This is a genomic window from Segatella baroniae DSM 16972 = JCM 13447 (genome assembly GCF_000426585.1).
Taxonomy (GTDB): Bacteria; Bacteroidota; Bacteroidia; order Bacteroidales; family Bacteroidaceae; genus Prevotella; species Prevotella baroniae.
Map to the genome: position 1 here is coordinate 22,254 of NZ_AUFQ01000008.1, position 16,241 is coordinate 38,494.

12 protein-coding genes are annotated in these 16,241 nt (G+C 55.0%); 3 read left to right on the forward strand and 9 right to left on the reverse strand.

The features are described 5' to 3' along the window. Positions 1 to 113: 113 nt before the first annotated feature. A complete protein-coding gene (locus K334_RS0107230; protein ID WP_021589976.1) occupies positions 114 to 1,070 on the reverse strand; it encodes a helix-turn-helix transcriptional regulator in 957 nt (318 codons plus the stop codon). A 56-nt stretch (positions 1,071 to 1,126) separates the two neighbouring features. Between K334_RS0107230 and K334_RS14795 the strand changes: the two genes are divergently transcribed. Next, the gene (locus K334_RS14795; protein ID WP_154655571.1) at positions 1,127 to 1,480 is read left to right on the forward strand and encodes a hypothetical protein; all 354 of its coding nucleotides are present in this window, start codon (positions 1,127 to 1,129) and stop codon (positions 1,478 to 1,480) included. Between the two features lie 731 nt (positions 1,481 to 2,211). On the opposite strand, the gene K334_RS0107240 is transcribed toward K334_RS14795, so the two are convergent. Genes K334_RS0107240 through K334_RS0107255 form a run of 4 tightly spaced genes read right to left on the reverse strand, consistent with a single transcriptional unit; the run spans position 2,212 to position 6,356 of the window. Continuing rightward, on the reverse strand, positions 2,212 to 3,213 hold the full coding sequence (locus tag K334_RS0107240; protein ID WP_027444748.1) for a hypothetical protein: 1,002 nt from the start codon (positions 3,211 to 3,213) through the stop codon (positions 2,212 to 2,214). Between the two features lie 3 nt (positions 3,214 to 3,216). Next, a complete protein-coding gene (locus tag K334_RS0107245) occupies positions 3,217 to 4,587 on the reverse strand; it encodes an MBOAT family O-acyltransferase (protein ID WP_025880010.1) in 1,371 nt (456 codons plus the stop codon). 28 nt (positions 4,588 to 4,615) lie between these two features. Further along, entirely contained in the window at positions 4,616 to 4,861 is a 246-nt protein-coding gene (locus tag K334_RS0107250; RefSeq protein ID WP_021589974.1) for an acyl carrier protein, read from the reverse strand. A 10-nt stretch (positions 4,862 to 4,871) separates the two neighbouring features. Next, positions 4,872 to 6,356, reverse strand: coding sequence for an amino acid adenylation domain-containing protein (locus tag K334_RS0107255; protein ID WP_027444749.1), 1,485 nt, complete (start codon positions 6,354 to 6,356; stop codon positions 4,872 to 4,874). A gap of 235 nt (positions 6,357 to 6,591) precedes the next feature. Here K334_RS0107255 and K334_RS13665 point away from each other — a divergent pair, with 235 nt between their 5' ends. Beyond that, positions 6,592 to 7,260 (forward strand): M15 family metallopeptidase, encoded by a 669-nt coding sequence (locus tag K334_RS13665; protein WP_248623509.1) that lies wholly within the window; start codon positions 6,592 to 6,594, stop codon positions 7,258 to 7,260. A gap of 92 nt (positions 7,261 to 7,352) precedes the next feature. Here K334_RS13665 and K334_RS0107265 read toward each other — a convergent pair whose 3' ends face one another. After that, positions 7,353 to 9,158 (reverse strand): DUF349 domain-containing protein, encoded by a 1,806-nt coding sequence (locus tag K334_RS0107265; protein ID WP_025880014.1) that lies wholly within the window; start codon positions 9,156 to 9,158, stop codon positions 7,353 to 7,355. A gap of 488 nt (positions 9,159 to 9,646) precedes the next feature. Here K334_RS0107265 and K334_RS0107275 point away from each other — a divergent pair, with 488 nt between their 5' ends. After that, a complete protein-coding gene (locus K334_RS0107275) occupies positions 9,647 to 11,236 on the forward strand; it encodes a PD-(D/E)XK nuclease domain-containing ATP-binding protein (protein ID WP_027444750.1) in 1,590 nt (529 codons plus the stop codon). A 26-nt stretch (positions 11,237 to 11,262) separates the two neighbouring features. Here the strand turns inward: K334_RS0107275 and K334_RS0107280 are convergent, their stop codons facing one another. The 3 genes from K334_RS0107280 to recA all read right to left on the reverse strand — a co-directional run bounded on the left by K334_RS0107280 (position 11,263) and on the right by recA (position 16,229). After that, positions 11,263 to 12,189: a magnesium transporter CorA family protein gene (locus K334_RS0107280; RefSeq protein ID WP_025880016.1), complete on the reverse strand. Its 927-nt coding sequence runs from the start codon at positions 12,187 to 12,189 to the stop codon at positions 11,263 to 11,265. A 428-nt stretch (positions 12,190 to 12,617) separates the two neighbouring features. Further along, a complete protein-coding gene (locus K334_RS0107285; RefSeq protein ID WP_025880017.1) occupies positions 12,618 to 15,014 on the reverse strand; it encodes a TonB-dependent receptor in 2,397 nt (798 codons plus the stop codon). 195 nt (positions 15,015 to 15,209) lie between these two features. Further along, on the reverse strand, positions 15,210 to 16,229 hold the full coding sequence (recA, locus tag K334_RS0107290) for a recombinase RecA (protein WP_021590068.1): 1,020 nt from the start codon (positions 16,227 to 16,229) through the stop codon (positions 15,210 to 15,212). Positions 16,230 to 16,241: the final 12 nt, after the last annotated feature.

Sequence of the window (16,241 nt, forward strand, 5' to 3'; positions counted from 1 at the left end):
TTATCGTTTTTATCGACGGAAATGACGCTTGGGTCGTTTCTTGGTCGATAAAATACAAAATTCATGCCGCCTCGTCCGCTCGTCAAAGGGCAGGAACGAGGTGGGCGCATTCGTTATAAGTGGAGCAGCGAGATGTCGACCAGCTTGTTGACGATGGCATAGATGGTGAGTCCCGCCACGGAATGGATCTGCAGTTTGCGGGCGATGTTGCGGCGATGGGTGATCACCGTGTTGAGCGAAATGAAGAGACTGTTGGCTATTTCCTTGTTGCTCATGCCCTGAACGAGGCACACCAGGATTTCCTTTTCGCGGTCGCTGAGCTGTTCCTCATTGTCGTTTGTCGTGCCGATCATCTTCTTGATGTTCAGTGTCACGTCCTTTTGTGTGAGCCGTTTCTCCAGCAGTCGGATGGTGGGGATGAATATCTGCTCTTCCACCATGGCGTGCTGACTCAGCCATTCCTCGTTGTTGTACAGCCCATAGAGCGTGGCCGTGAGCAGGTTGTTGCGCAGGTCGTCCGAAGGCAGATACTTGATGATGATGTTCTTGAGCTCCCGCAGCTTGTCCTCCACTTGGTCGTGGTGCTTGGAAAAGGTGCTGATGTCGAAGTTTTCGGGCACGTTTCCCTGTAGCAACTGCTCCACATAGGGGAACACCGTCTTCTCTTCGTAGCGCATGTGCTTGACGATGTCCTGCGCGTATTCGTCATACAGTTGCAGGATGAGCTGCGCCAGGTTGTCGTGCTCGTCGAGTGCGTCACAGAGTTCCTTGCGGATGAAGGGCAGTTGGAAGTCTATGTAGTAGGCGTGGGAGGCCTTCAGGTATTTCAGCAGGGTGCTTACGGATATGCGGTCGGAGTCGTGGCTGTTGTAATAGCCGTTGATGGTGAAGTTGACGATGGTCAGGAAGGTGTAGGTATCTACGTTCTGACTCTCGCAAACTTCGGCCACGGTCTTGTTGCCGAAGCCCAGATTGATACCGAAACTTCCCAGACTTTGAAGGATGTTGCTGTTGTCTCGGATGATGTTGATCATCTGGTCGTCAGCTTCATAGGTTTTCTGCTGTTTCATAATGCTGTCGTGGGTGTCGGTGCAAATATACTTCTTTGTTTCGACATTTGCAAAGAATGAAAATAAAAATTACAGATTGCGGGCCGTCTTTGGTCATATTTCAGGACATGTACGGGCCGGTGGGCGTGTCGGAGCGGCTTTGCAAAAGTCTTCCGCGGGCTTTGTCGCCTGAAGACGGATGGCCGTCGGACGACAACTCGGCGGTTTCGAGCGTGTTCGCAACGGCTTGCAAATCAGTTGTTTGCATGCGTGTGGCGGCTTGTCATGCGGTTTCCTTTGCCCGTTTTCTGCCTTTTGGAACGCTTTTCATGGCCTTTCAGGCCCGTGAAAGTAGCCCTTTGACGATGCAAAAGCAGCCCTTTGACAACGTCAAAAAGCAGCAATCAGAAGTCCAAAGGACAGCTATTTGAAAAGAAAAGGATGAAGGCAAAAAAATAAATATAATATTTATCTAATAACTTGAGCGTGTAAAGTAAACCGTGTCAGGTCGGTTCATGGGAGCATGGCCATGGTGCACTGCGCACTACCGCCTTGGCGGTTGGTCTTTTTGCAGGGGAGGGGTTGCGAGCGAAGCGAGCTACCCTGCCTAGACTTTGGTGGTGGGGAGCTAGGCCGAAGGTCTTGGTCTTTTTACATTTGAACCATCGCTTTTTGCGGGAAAGTCCGTTTATAATCAATACACATGCCGTCATATCGCCCTTGTCGCATGTGTCCCTCATGCTTCAAAAACAATTGACAATTCCGGCGGGTCACCCATCAAGCCCAACAACAGCCACCACAAACGTAAAAAAGACCAAGACCTTCGGCCTAGGTGTCTCTGTCATTGGCCAGGCAGGGTAGCTCGCTTCGCTCGCAACCCCCTGCCCTCTAAAAAGACCAACCGCCAAGGCGGTAGTGCGCAGTGCACCATGGCCATGCTCCCATGAACCGACCTGACACAGTTTACTTTACACTCGTCAAAGGCCAGCTTTAGGTCTCTAAAAAGACTGCTTTTACACCGTAAAAGGGCGGCTTCGACCGCTTGAAAGTTTGACAACGGCCTTCCGAAAGCTGGATGTCCATTTTCGGAAGGCCGTTTTTTCGGTCAAGCAACTTGACGAAGCGCAGGCGCGTTGTGCGGCCGTGCCCCTGTGGAAAAGGTCTACTTGTAAATCCGTTGCAGTATTTCCCGGCCCAGACTACGGCGGTAATGCACGGGGTCGTAGAAGCCGTGGTGGTCGTGGAGCGACATGTCGGCGGAGAAGTCGTAGACCACCGAGTCGCCGAAGAGCGTGCGCAGGGCCGCCAGGTCGCGGGCGTTGAACTGTTCGAGACCGAAGTCCGGACTGACGACCAGCTTGAGGCGGGTGTGGTGCCGGCGGCAGAAGTCGCGTATCTCGGCCAACCGTGTCATCTGTTCCGGCCCGATGACGGGGGCATGCTGATGGACGGTCTGTGGTTTGCCGAGGGCCTTTCGCCATTGGGGTGTCCGCCAGTAGTCTTCGCCCATGCGGCTGATGTCTTCTTCCTGTCGCAGGACGTCGTCGTTGGTGTAGCGTGTGCGGGTTCTCTCGTCGCCTTCTATCACGTTGGCCATGGAGTCGTCGTAGTGTCCCGTCCACTTGTATTTCAGGTAAGGCAGCAGGAACTTGGGGAAGAAAAAGCCCTGCAGGTAGGCTGCCTGATAGCTGAAGAAGCTCTTGCCGGTCACATCGGGCGGCATGATGTGCATCACGCCGGGCTGCGGGTGGGCCTTTTCATAGAAGGCGCGCTCGGTGATGAGGAGCAGGTTTCTCACCTGTTGGCCCGGCAGTTTGTCGAGGGCCTGCAGCTTGAGGCACACGTCTCCCAGGCCCTCGGCGTTGCCGAAGAAGCGGAACGGACGGCCGTTGACGTAGCGGTTCCAGTCGCCGCAGTTGAAAGCCTTGGTGCACGAGGCGCCCATGATGAACGAGTCATATTGCCGTTGCTTGCGAAACATCTTGATTTTCTTCCATCCGATGTCGCCTTCGCTCAGCTCCACATGGCTGTGGTCGTAGTCGTTGTAGGAGCGGATGACCATGAAGGGGTCTTCATAGCAGTAGACGCTCATGAGCAGAAGGAAGGGAAGGCTGAGTGCCAGGCACTTGATATAGAATGTGTAGAGTGGCTTTTTGGGTCTCATATCTCAGAATTGGATGTAAATGAAGTTTTCCACGCCGAACGCGCCGTACCAGAAGATGACGCCCACCGTGATGAGATAGATCGCCCAGCGCAGGGGCGTGGACAGGCGGCAGCTGCGTTCGCCCAGTTGGAAACGACTGTGGAGCCATTCCAAGACGAACATCAACACGGCTGCAATGCCGACGACGATCCACTCCTGGTCGGAGAGTCCGAGACGCAATTCCTTGGCCGATGTCTGCATGCCGTCGAACAGATGGGCGTAGGTGTAGAACACGTCGCCGACACTCGTCAGGCGGAAGAAGAGCAGCGACAGGGCGAAGAGCAGGTAGGTGCGCACCATCATCAGGGCCTTTGCGGCGTGGCGGCCCAACAGGCCGTACAGTCGCTCGCGGCGGTCGCCCAGCAACGTCTCGCCGATGACGACGAGTCCTTGGAACAATCCGTAGGCGGCAAAGGTCCAGCCGGCCCCGTGCCACACGCCGATGGCCACGAAAGTGATGAGCAGCGAGGCATGGACGCCCCATCGCTTCCACGACCGCAGCGACGCGCTGAGCGGCATGAAGATGTAGTCGCGCACCCAGAACGAGAGGCTCATGTGCCACCGCCGCCAGAGTTCGCTGGTGGATGTCGACGTGAAGGGGCGGTCGAAGTTGGGCTGCAGCTTGAAGCCGAGCATGCGCCCCAGGCCCAGTGCCATGCAGGTGTAGCCCGCGAAGTCGGCATAAAGCTGGATGGGATAGAGCAGGGTGGCCGTGAGCAGCTGCATGCCCGTGGCTCCGCGCACGTTGTCGAGCACGATGTCGAGGGCCGGCCCTATGCGGTCGGCGATGACGAGCTTCAAGAAGCAGCCCCAAGCCACCGTCTTCAGTCCGTCGGTCACCTGTCGATAGTCGAAGGCGTGGGCCTTCTTGAGCTGCGGCAACAGGCTTTCGGCCCGCTCGATGGGGCCGGATAGAAACTTCATGAAGAGCAGCATGTAGAGCGAAAAGTCGATGAAGTCGTCTTCAGGTTCCTCTTCCCAGTAGATTTCGATGAGATAGGAGATGGCCTGGAACGTGTAGAAAGAGATTCCGAGCGGGAAGAGCGGCGACCAATAGCGGGCTGCCAGCCAGAAGCCCGCAAGGCTGCCAATGCCCAGCCACAGCCACCGGGTGGCCCGTGGCGTGTTGACGGCGGCGTGGATGCGGCGGCCCAGAAGGAAGGTGGTGGCGGTGATGGCGGTCGCGACGGCGAGATAAGCCAGATGGTAGTAGCCTATGAAGACGCCGCTGGCCAGCAACAGGAGGACATGCTGCTGACGACGGCGCCGCAGGGCGTAGTAGAGAACGAATGTGACGCCCATCAACGCCACAAACGGGATTGAAAGAAATTCCATGAGAAAGCGGTGGGTTGCTGCCGGTTGATTACTGTTGGCTTCTTGAAATGATGACGTCGATCATGTCGCCGATGTTCTTCATGCGGATGATGTCGCGCAGCTTGAAGTGCACCGACCACAGTCTTTCAATCTCGCTGATGATCGTCATGTTGGTCAGCGAGTCCCAGTTGTCGATGTCATCGGTCGACATTGCTTCGTTCAATTGAAGGTTTTCCTTGTTCAGCACGACCGAAAAGATTCCGTTCAGTGCTGTCAATACTTCATTTCTTTCCATTGCTGTATCTTTATTTGATGAGTTCTTTAATTCTTTTGCGGTCGATTTTGTTGCTCATGTTCTGTGGAAACGACGGCATGAAGACGATTTTCGACGGAATCATGTAGGCCGGAAGATAAGTCCGGAGATGTGCTTCCAGTCCGTCACGGCTACCGTCGTCAGGTCCTTCCACGGCCAGGTGGATGGATTCCTGTCCCGTAGAACCGGCCACGACGGCCACGACGGCCGTCTTCCGGGCATAGAACCGGCGGGCCACTTGCTCTATTTCGCTCAGCTCGACGCGGTAGCCTTGAATCTTCACCTGCGAGTCCTTGCGGCCGATATACATGATGTCGCCGTCCGCGTCGGCCATGCAGAGGTCGCCGGTGAGGTACCATCGGCGGCCGCCGAGGTCGAAGAAGGCCGCCTGGTTCTTCTCTCCGTTCTGCCAATAGCCGGGCGTCAGTTGCTCGCCTGTCAGGCAGAGTTCGCCCACAACGCCTTCGCCCACTGGCTTGCGGGCCTCGTCCACGATTATGCTTTGCGCGTGCTTGACGGTTTTGCCAATGCTGATGATGTTGTTGTGCTGCTTCACCTGGCGGTTGGGCAGGCGGTAGGCCGTGCAGTAGATGGTGTCTTCGGTCGGTCCGTAGACGTTCCATATCTCGGCCTGGGGCACCGTCTGCTGCCACGGAAGCGTGTCGTCGGCCGTCAACGCCTCACCCGCGAAGAGCGAATAGCGCAGTTGCGGCGCCTCGATTTCGTCCAGATAGGGGCGCAGGTAGTGGATGACCGACGGCACCATGAACGTTGCCGTGAGCTTGTACTCATCCAAAAGGCGGAACGATTCCTCCCATTTGATGCTGCCGGGGCGCACCGTGAAGACGCACGCGCCGGCCAGAAGGGGTTGCAGGTAGCTGTCGACGGAGAGGTCGAAAGTGAGGTCGAACATCTGCAGACAGCGGTCGTCGGCGCGCAACCGAATGCCCAGCGCGTCGACGGATTGCAGGAACGCGCTCACGTTGCCATAGCTGATGGGCACGCCTTTGGGTGTTCCGGTGCTGCCGGAGGTGAACAGAATGTAGGCCGGAGCCTGTGGATTGAAGTTTTGGAGCGGTGTTTGTTTTTCATCGGTTGCCGCCAGTGAGCCGGTGTGCACTACGTAGCGGTCGGCATGGCGCGTCGTTTCGCCCGAGTCGAGAATGACCTCTATACCCACCTGCTCTATGATATTGGCGCATCGGGCGACAGGTTGGAGGGGATGAAGGGGGATGTAGCATTTGCCTTCCATCCAAATGGCGAGGATTGATGCGTAAGTGGCGAGGTCGTCATTGGCCACCAGACCGATGTAGGTGTCGTTGACACGATGGAGCGATTGGCGGATGGCGGCGACCTTGGAGGCCAGTTGCCGGTAGCTGAAAAATGTATCCTGAATGCAGAAAGCGGGTCGGTCGGCGTGTTGCCGCAGGCTTTCGGCCAGCTGAGCCGGGAAGTTTGAGTGATGAATCTCGTTCATTGTTTTCACAAATATACTGTTTTTGGGACATGTTCGCGCAGTGCTCTAACTGCGTCGGTCGCATGTCTGGTCCATAATCTTTTATGTCTTAGACGCTGTCGGGTGTCGAAACCCCTATTGATGGAATGCTTTTTTTCTTGAAATCTTGCTTCCGTCCTGCCAAAAAATGATGTGGAAAGGAATAATTTGCTGCTTTTTGGCGAAATGATGGTTTTATGATTACCTTTGTAAATCTATGAAACATCTTGTCATTGTCTGTGTTTGCCTGTTGTTCTTAGGGCTTTGCGGGCATGCCCAAAAACCAAGGCAGGTGGGTCGCGTGGCTGCTCCTGTCTTTCAATCCATGCCTGTTCCCGACACGGTGTTTGCACGGATGCTGGGGCGTTCCTATCCCGAAGGCTGTCCGGTGAAGCGTTCCGAACTGCGCTATCTGCGTGTTTCGCATTGCGACTTGGCCGGAAACACGCGCGTGGGGGAACTTGTATGCAACGTGAAGATAGCCTGTGAACTGCTGACCATCTTCAAACAGCTGTTTGAAATGCGTTATCCCATCGCCAGCTTGCGGCTCATCGACGACTTCAACGCTGACGACGAACAGTCCATGCAGGCCAACAACAGCAGTTGCTTTTGCTACCGCAAGGTGAAAGGAAACGGCAAGTTGTCGGCCCATGCCCGTGGCATGGCCGTGGACTTGAATCCCTTGTACAATCCGTATTGCCGCCGATTGAAAGGCGGAAAGACTGTCGTCCAGCCCGCGAATGCCCGCAGATATTGTGACAGAATACAGGATTTTCCTTGCAAGATCACGTCGGAGGATATTGCTTGCAGGCTCTTCAAGGCGCACGGTTTCAAATGGGGAGGCGACTGGAAGAGCGTGAAGGACTACCAGCACTTTGAAAAATGAACGAAGGGGCTTGTCCGTTGCGGACAAGCCCCTTCGCTCGTTCATCCTCATCGCCGTGTTCGACCATGGCGGCAAGGCGTGGAATGTTTCTCTCAAGCCTGGTTTTCAGCGTCGATAGCCTTGATTTTTTGCTTCACCAGCTCCATGTCGTCCTTGAGTTTCTGCACCTTCCGGTTCATTTCGTCAATCAGGCTGTTGCCTTTCTTGCTGGAGGCGTTGAGGAATCCCAGGTTGTTTTCGTAGGTGTTGATTTCCTGTTTCAAGCTCTCATAGCGGTGCATGAGCCGTCCGCGCTCGTTGTCGAGGGCGTCTTCGCCCCGCTTCGCGAAGTTCTTCAGGCTGTTCTTGAAGTTGTCGAGCCGCTTGCGGGCGGTCGTGATGTTGAGGTCTTTATAGAGTTTGTCGAGCACTTCGTGGTATTCGCTGTACAGTTTGTCCTTCTCCTTGTAGGGCACATGGCCTATTTGTCCGTAGGAATAGACAAGCTCCTGCACCTTTTCCTGCACGTCTTCGGCCTTCTCTTCCAACAATGTCTTGAGCTTGCCGATGATGTCGCGCTTCTTTTCGAGGTTCTCATGTTCCTCTCCACGAGTGCCGGCGTTGGCCGCGTTGCGTGCCTCGAAGAACTTGTTGCAGGCCGAAAGGAAGTCGTTCCACAACTGGTCGCCCAACTTCTTGGGCACCATGCCTATGGTCTTCCACTCCTTTTGCAGCGCGATGAGCTTGTCGCTGGTCGACTTCCACTCGGTGCTGTCTTGCAGGGCACGAGCCTTTTCTACGAGCACTCTCTTCTTGGCGGCGTTCTCCGCGAAGGTGTCCTTGAGCTGCTTGAAGTACAATGCCTTCTTGCTGAAGAAGTTGTCGCAGGCCGCACGGAAGCGCTCGAATATCTTGACGTTCATCTTTTGTGGCGCAAAACCGATGGTCTTCCACTCCGCCTGGATGGCGATGATGGCTTTGGTGTGCTTTTCCCAGTCGGCGGCGTTCTTGTTGTCGATGGCCGCGATGGCCTCCACTTGCTCGCAGAGAGCCGTCTTTTTGGTGAGATTGTCCTCTTCCTGTGAGCGGAGTTGCTCGAAATGTTGCTGGTGTTTCTTGTTGATAATGGTGGAAGCGGCCTTGAAGCGTGCCCATATCTGCTCGCGAAGTTCCTTCGCCACCGGCCCTATTTCACGATATTGCTGGTGCAATTCCTGCAATTGGTGGAAGGCACGGATGACATCTTCCTCCTGGTCGAGCTTCTCGGCAGCCTCGCAAAGGGCAGTTTTCAACTTCAAGTTCTTCTTGAAATCATACTCCCGAGCTTCGCTGTTGAGCTTGAGCAGGTCATAGAATTGCTCCACATAGAGTTGGTAGTTGCGCCACAATTCGTTGGCCTTGTCGGCCGGAACGGCTTTGATTTCCTTCCATTGCTGTTGCAGTTCCTTGAATTTAGGGTACGACTTGTTGGCTTCTTCCGGTGAAGTGGCCATGGATTTGACCGCTTCGATGATTTCAAGTTTCTTCTTCAGGTTCTCTTGTTTCTCCTCCTCTTGCTGCAAAAAGAACTTCTGGCGCTTTTCTTTGATGAGACTCATCTCGGCCTTGAACACTTCTTCTTCCTCATCGGGGACCACCACGTACCGCTCGGGATCGCCTCCTGCTTCCAAATATTCCTTTTGCTTGGCTTCTCGCTCGGCAATATGAATCTTGTAGAAAGCTGTTTTCAGAAGGTCAATCTCATCTTTCTTCGGGTTTTCGTCAGCAGAAGCAATCTCTTTCAGACGTTCGATGATTTCCGATTTTGACTTGTAGACCTTGGGTACGGGCGTTTCTTCAACTCCTGGGGTAGTGTTTTCCGATACTACATTCTCTTCTTGTTTTCCTGGGTTCAGGGCATTTTCTTGAGAGTCCATCATTTAAACAATTTAAGTTTATGATTCGGTTATTCCATGATTCATTTAAGAATCAACTTAATGCTTGCTGATTGCAAACTTAAATAAAATAATTGTAAACTCCTAATTTAAGTTCATTTTTTTTTGTTTTTATTAGTCTTTGGGAAGTCGTTGGTTGGTAGAGAGTTGGGAGGTTTGGGGCGGAAGGAAACGCAAAAGAAAGGGCTTGTGTCGCCTCTTCACCTCAAATCGTCCCTCAAGAGGATGGTGTGCGGGCTGACATAGCCGAGTGCCATTGTCCGTTCAGCCCGAGTGGACAATGCCGAAATGGCAGAAGAAAGGGAGATGGCCAAGTCGTTGCAGGGTGGAAGAATCCTCCTCCTTCTTTAAGAAAAACAACATTTCTTTATTATATAGGGCTTGATAGTCGATAAAAAGCCATATATTTGCAAGTGAAAGGGCTGCCGTCAGGGTATGAAAGGTGCTCTTTGTCGCATTAATTGTCAAGCAATATGAAATATCCCATCGGAATACAAGACTTCAAGAAGGTCAGAGAGGACGGTTATGTCTATGTGGACAAGACCGCGCTCATCCATGATTTGGCAACGAACGGAACGATTTATTTCCTCAGTCGCCCACGCCGGTTCGGCAAGTCGCTGCTCGTCTCCACGCTGAAATATTACTTTCTGGGTGAAAAGGAACTGTTCAAGGGGCTTGCCATCGACGCCCTGGAGAAGGAATGGAAGCACCATCCCGTGTTCCATCTCGACTTCAACGGCAGCAACTTCACTCAGGAGGATTCGTTGGAGAATACGATAGCGGCGCAGTTGTCGCTTTGGGAGGAGCAGTATGGCAAGCATCCGTACAGCAACGAGTTGGGCGACCGCTTCCGTTGGATACTCAACAAGGCCCACGAGAAGACGGGCCTGCGCTGCGTCGTGCTCATCGACGAGTACGACAAGCCGCTTCTCGACGTGCTGGACATCCCCGACACCATCCGCAAGAACAATGTGGACAAGACGCTTGAGGAATACAACCGTGAGGTTCTGAAAGGCTTCTACTCGGTCTTCAAGGCGGCCGACCAGGACCTTCAGTTCGTGCTTCTCACGGGCGTTACGAAGTTCTCTCAGGTCAGCGTGTTCAGCGGTTTCAACCAACCCAACGACATCAGCATGGCCCCGAAGTACGACGCTCTCTGCGGCGTGACCACCGAGGAACTGCACACGGTCTTCACCGAGGGCATAAGTGAGCTGGCCGGGAGCCTTGGGACGACGGCGGAGGACATGAAGCGGCAGCTGAAACGGCAGTACGACGGCTATCATTTCAGTGAGCGCATGACCGACATCTACAATCCGTTCAGCCTTCTCAAGGCCTTCGACAACCTGGCCATCCGCGACTTCTGGTTCCAGACGGGCACGCCTTCCTACCTTCTCCGGCTGCTGGATCACTGCGAGGAGAACGTCAACGAGCTGGTGGGGAGGTACTATGACGCTCAGGAGTTCGTCGACTACAAGGCCGACGTGGAGAAGCCGCTGCCCATGATCTACCAGAGCGGCTACCTGACTATCAAGGGGTATGACCCCGATGTGCGCCAGTTCCTGCTCGATTTCCCCAACGCCGAGGTCACCAAGGGCTTCATCTCCTTGCTTTCGGCGGACTATTTCAAGTCCAAGGAAAGCGCCTCTTCGGCCGTGGCGCAGATGGTTTTGGCGTTGAAACGGGGCGACACAGACCTTTATCGCGAACTGCTCACTTCTTTCCTGGCCAGCATTCCCTACTCGGCGCGGCGCCACGAGAACGAGCGGGAGCAGGAACGCAACTTCCAATACACCGTCTATCTCCTGATGCGGTTGATGAGTGTCTACACCGTCTACCACGAGAAGCAGACCAGTCAGGGGCGCGCCGACTTCATCATAGAGACGCCCAAGTACGTCTACATCTTTGAATACAAGCTCAACCGCCCCGCCGCTGAGGCCATCGAGCAGATAGAAAGGAAGGGCTACGCCCGTGAATACGCGCACGACAGCCGCCCCGTCTACCGCATCGGCTGCACGTTCAGCACCGAGACGGGCACCGTGAGCGACTGGGTGTGTGAAAGTTGACAGGAGATTTGGCTCCAAGAAGCCCGTCAGAGCAACCGCTTGTGCCGCAGGATGAACCAGCTGAGACCGCTGACCACCACCGATATGATGATGGCGATGACGAATCCCCACTTGCTCGCTTCCATTCCGTTGACGAGGTTCATGCCGAAGAGGCTGGCGATGAGTGTGGGAAACATCATGATGATACTGACCGAGGTGAGCGTACGCATCACGGTGTTCATGTTGTTGTTGATGATACTGGAGTAGGTGTCCATCGTCGACTCCAGAATGTCGGAGTAGATGTTGGTCGTTTCACGTGCCTGTGTCATCTCGATGTTGACGTCTTCGATGAGGTCGGCGTCGAGTTCGTCCACCTGGAGCTTGAACTTCAGCTTCTGCAACAGGTTTTCATTGCCGCGGATGGAGGTGATGAAGTAGGTGAGCGAGTCTTGCAGGCGGCTCAATCCGATAAGACTCTCGTTGTTGACGCCCTGGTCCAGGTTGTGCTTGGCCTTCTCTATGAGCGTGTTGATTTGCTTCAGACGCTTCAGATACCACACGGCCGACGACAGGAAGAGGCGGAAGATGAGGTCCACGTAGTCGGTGAAGCCCACGCCCCGCTTCTGTTGGAAGCTCACGAAGTCGAGCATCATGTTGGTTTCGTAGTAGCAAACGGTGATGGTCACGTCGCGTTTGTGGATGATACCCAGCGGCACGGTGGTGTAGGGGGTGCGCGAGCGAATCTCCTTGACGTAGGGAATGCGGAGAATGATGAGCATCCAGCCGTCGTCGTATTCGTAACGGGCACGCTCATCGGTATCACTGATGTCGCTCATGAAATAGTCGGGAATTTGGAATTTCTCCTCCAGAAACTCCTGGTCTTCGTCCGTCGGGCAGGTCACTTGAATCCAACAATTGGGCTGCCACTCCTTCAGCAGGCTCAATTTTTCATTAATGTTCCAGTATGTTCTCATTTAGCTAATCTCCATGATGGGTTGATGGTGGGGATTGAGCTTCATACCGTGCTAATCCTCACACCAGAAATAAAACGTTTCCGCGTGATAATCGTCCATAATTTAATGAATAATTGTTATTGGTTGCAAAAGTAATAAATTAATTCAAAAGCCTTTGCATTTTGTCGTTTCGCGTCGACGGTTTTTTACTTTTTTAATTGTTTCGCGATGAAAGGATTGCTTTTGTCGTGTAAAAGTATAGCGATGAAAAGGTCAAAGCGCAACTTTTAGAATGTGGAAGGGCAGCAATGAGGATGTAAAAGCTTGACTTTTCAAATGCAGAAGGGCCACGAATGCGGCCCAATCGTGCAACTTTTACTTCGTCATAAGGCCACCGTTTCAAGGTGTTCGCCAACACGTTGAAACAGTGGACGATAGCCGTAAGGTTGTCAAAAGTGCAGCCGCAAGTCGACACCGCACTGGAATGGGTTGCCCAACTGCCCAAAATACAGCGTCTTTCCGGTGGCGGCACTGCTCACGGCGAAGGTGTTGTACTTCGTATTGGTGAGGTTGCGGCCCCACAAGTCCACCGTCAGCAAGCCGAAGTCGGCCATGGCATGCGCGCCGGCCACGGCATGGAACGCCTGGCTGTAGCTGTTGGCTTCGTCCCAGTAGGTCTTGCCTTGGGCGCTCACATTGGCCCCAATGACGACGGCCTTGAGGCGGCCGGCGAGCGGAAGACGGTAGTCGGCCGAGGCGGAGAGCGTGTGCGTCGGGATGAAAGGCACCTTCTTGTTCTTGTAGTCGACGGCCGTCAGACTGCCTTGGGCACTCACGCTGTCGATGTATTCCTTGAAAACGGCGTGTGTGAGGCCGTAGTTGACCGTCCATGAGAGGCGGTCGTTGAAGGCTTGGCCACGCAAACCGGCCTCAATACCGCAGCTGCTGCTCCGGCCGGCGTTGGTCATCATGCGCCCGAAGCCGTAGCTGCCGGCCATGACGGACAGCTGTTGGTGGCGCACCTGCATGTAGAAGGTGGCCAGGTCGAGCAGCACCTTGCGGCCGAAGAGGTTCAGGTGGGCGCCCGCCTCATAGTTCCAGCTGGTCTCGGGGGCGTAGGCGATGGTGCTCTCGATGGCTTTGTAGGCCTTGGCGTCGTGCTCCACGGTGTAGTCGCCGCGCTGTGAGCTGTTCGCCCGCAGTTCTGTGGACAGAATGTCGGAGAACATCTGGATGTTGTAGCCGCCCGCCCGGTAGCCTTTGCTCACCACGGCGTAGACGTTGCCGCCCATGCGGTCGATGTCGAAGCTCACGCCCAGCTTCGGAAGCAGCTGGTTGAAGTCGTCATGGGCCTTGTTTTGCAGGGTCGACATGATGTTGATGTTGGCCTGTCGGCCCATGACGCTGGCTACGGAAGCCATTTTTGCGCTGGTCAGATAGTCTATCGACAGGTGGCTGTAGTCATAGCGCAGGCCGAGCGTCATCTTGAGGCGGTCGGTGAGGCGCAGTGTCGACTCGTGGAAGAGGCCCAGGTTGTAGGTGGGCGTGCGGAAAAGACCGGGTATCGTGCCAAGGGTTACATTCAGCTTGACGCCTCCCGCGCGCTCGATCATGGCCTTGGCCTGCTGCCGTGCCTGCTCGGCGGTGACGCCGGGGCGCATGAACCGCGCCGCCATCGCGCTCACCATCGCGTCGTACATGGCGTTGCGGATGTTGTCACTCATGAACTTGTCCATGTCCGAACCGAAGCGGACGGGCGCGTCGGTCTTGAGCCACTGGGCCGAAAAGAAGGCCCCTGTCGTCCACCGCCACGTGCGGTTGCGGTTGCTTTTCACGACAAGCTCCTGCGTGAAGGCGTTCTGCAGCTGCCTTTCTTCCAGCTGCATGAAGTCGGCCGGCAGGTAGTCGATGTCCATCCGCATGAAATCTTTCAAATATTGGTAGCTCGTGGTGGAGTTGAAATCGAAGCCGTCGCCCTTGAAGTCCACGCTGAGTGCGCTGTTGACGAGGTTCCGTCGGTACTTGGCCTGGTGGTTTGCGGCCGGATTGGCGGTGGTCTTGTGCTCCAAATCCATCAGTCCGTAGGGGAAACCGTTCTGGTCGGTGTATTCATAATGGGCACCCAGACTGACGTTCCATCGTGCGTCGGGACGCCAGACGAGGCGCGCCTTGCCGCCGGTCTCCTTGTATTTGTCGGCCCGCCGGCCGCTGAAGTCGTTTCTGAAGAAGCCCCGCTGGCCGCTGTAGAAGCCGCCCAGCATGAGTCCCAGCTTGCCGTTGAGTTTCCGGTAGGTGGCGGCTTCGAGGAGTTGGTGGCCGTGCGAGCCTGTTCCAAGCCTGACATCAGTCCCTTGATGGTTCATGGGGTTCTTCGTATAGACGCGGATCAGGCCGCCCTCGCTGTTCATTCCGTAGAGCGTTCCCTGCGGACCGCGCAGCACGTCGACGCGCGCCACGTCGAAATGGTGGTGGTTGAAGGCGCTCTTGCTCATCAGCGGCGCACCGTCCACATAGATACCTACGGCCGGCGAGTTGACACGCGACCCGATACCACGCACATATATGGAGGAGGTGTAGCGCGAACCATAGCAGGGCATGGTGAAGTTGGGCACGAAAGAGGACAGCTCCCGCAGGTCGCGAACGCCGAGATTCGTCATTTGTCCGGCCCCGTAGACATTGCTGCTGAGAGGCTGGCGGCGGAGAAGAAATTGCTCCTTGGGTTGCGAGATGACGACAACTTCGTCGATCTCGCGCACTTTCGATGTGTCATCTATGGCCTCGTCGGCCAAAGATGGAATGGCTGCGACTAACGCTAAAGCCGCAGCCATCATCTTTCTTTTATTCATATCAATCTATGTGGTTTGGTATTGTGAATTTGAAAAATCCTATTCACTCATAGGATGATGCAAAAGTATGAAGAAAAGGAGTTTCAAACAATCCTTATATGTAAGGATTTTAGCGTTGAAAGATGGCGTTTGTGTACAAAAAAGCCTGACAATCGTTCAGACTGTCAGGCTTTTTCGCAAAATATGGAGGCTGCTTCATTGCGCGAGCTTGTCGGCGATGGCCTTCTTGATGAGGCCTTCCAACTCTTCGCAAAGCTCGGGATTGTCCTTCAGCAGGTTCTTGCTGGCGTCGCGGCCCTGGGCCAGTTTGCTGCCGTTGTAGCTGTACCAGCTGCCACTTTTCTGCACAATGCCGTATTCAACGCCAAGGTCTATGATCTCACCAATCTTGCTGATACCTTCTCCAAACGTGATTTCGAACTCGGCTTTGCGGAACGGTGGCGCCACTTTGTTCTTCACTACTTTCACGCGCACTTGGTTTCCGATGACCTGGTCGCCGTCCTTAATGCCGGTGACGCGGCGGATGTCGAGGCGCACGCTGGCGTAGAACTTCAGCGCGTTGCCGCCGGTCGTGGTCTCGGGACTGCCGAACATGACGCCAATCTTCTCACGCAGCTGGTTGATGAAGATGCAGGTGGTGTTGGTTTTGGCGATGGTGGCGGTGAGCTTGCGCAGCGCCTGGCTCATCAGACGGGCCTGGAGACCGACGCGGTTGTCGCCCATGTCGCCCTCGATTTCGGCCTTCGGGGTCAATGCGGCCACGGAGTCGATGACCAGAATGTCGATGGCGCTGGAGCTGATGAGCTGGTCGGCTATCTGCAAAGCTTGCTCGCCGTTGTCGGGTTGGCTGACCCAGAGGTTGTCGATGTCCACCCCCAGCTTGGCCGCATAGAAGCGGTCGAAGGCATGTTCGGCGTCGATGAAGGCCGCAATGCCGCCCGCTTTCTGGGCTTCGGCGATGGCGTGGATGGCGAGCGTGGTCTTGCCGGAGCTTTCGGGGCCGTAGATTTCGATGATGCGGCCCTTCGGATAGCCGCCGACGCCCAATGCCGCGTCGAGACCGATACTGCCCGTGGGAATCACTTCCACGTTTTCGATATGTTCATCACCCATCCGCATGATGGAACCCTTGCCGAAATCCTTCTCTATTTTCGACATGGCCATCTGCAGGGCCTTGAGCTTTTCGCTCTGAACGTTGTTTTCTTCTTTTGCCATGTGTTATGCTCC

Bases quoted from the DNA above. Each gene is read 5' to 3' on its own strand.
- K334_RS0107275 (WP_027444750.1), top strand. From the start codon at position 9,647: ATGAAATATCCCATCGGAATACAAGACTTCAAGAAGGTCAGAGAGGAC.
- K334_RS0107250 (WP_021589974.1), bottom strand. From the start codon at position 4,861: ATGGAAAGAAATGAAGTATTGACAGCACTGAACGGAATCTTTTCGGTC.
- K334_RS0107255 (WP_027444749.1), bottom strand. From the start codon at position 6,356: ATGAACGAGATTCATCACTCAAACTTCCCGGCTCAGCTGGCCGAAAGC.
- K334_RS13665 (WP_248623509.1), top strand. From the start codon at position 6,592: ATGAAACATCTTGTCATTGTCTGTGTTTGCCTGTTGTTCTTAGGGCTT.
- K334_RS0107240 (WP_027444748.1), bottom strand. From the start codon at position 3,213: ATGAGACCCAAAAAGCCACTCTACACATTCTATATCAAGTGCCTGGCA.
- K334_RS0107265 (WP_025880014.1), bottom strand. From the start codon at position 9,158: ATGATGGACTCTCAAGAAAATGCCCTGAACCCAGGAAAACAAGAAGAG.
- K334_RS0107285 (WP_025880017.1), bottom strand. From the start codon at position 15,014: ATGAATAAAAGAAAGATGATGGCTGCGGCTTTAGCGTTAGTCGCAGCC.
- K334_RS14795 (WP_154655571.1), top strand. From the start codon at position 1,127: ATGAAAATAAAAATTACAGATTGCGGGCCGTCTTTGGTCATATTTCAG.
- K334_RS0107280 (WP_025880016.1), bottom strand. From the start codon at position 12,189: ATGAGAACATACTGGAACATTAATGAAAAATTGAGCCTGCTGAAGGAG.
- K334_RS0107230 (WP_021589976.1), bottom strand. From the start codon at position 1,070: ATGAAACAGCAGAAAACCTATGAAGCTGACGACCAGATGATCAACATC.
- recA (WP_021590068.1), bottom strand. From the start codon at position 16,229: ATGGCAAAAGAAGAAAACAACGTTCAGAGCGAAAAGCTCAAGGCCCTG.
- K334_RS0107245 (WP_025880010.1), bottom strand. From the start codon at position 4,587: ATGGAATTTCTTTCAATCCCGTTTGTGGCGTTGATGGGCGTCACATTC.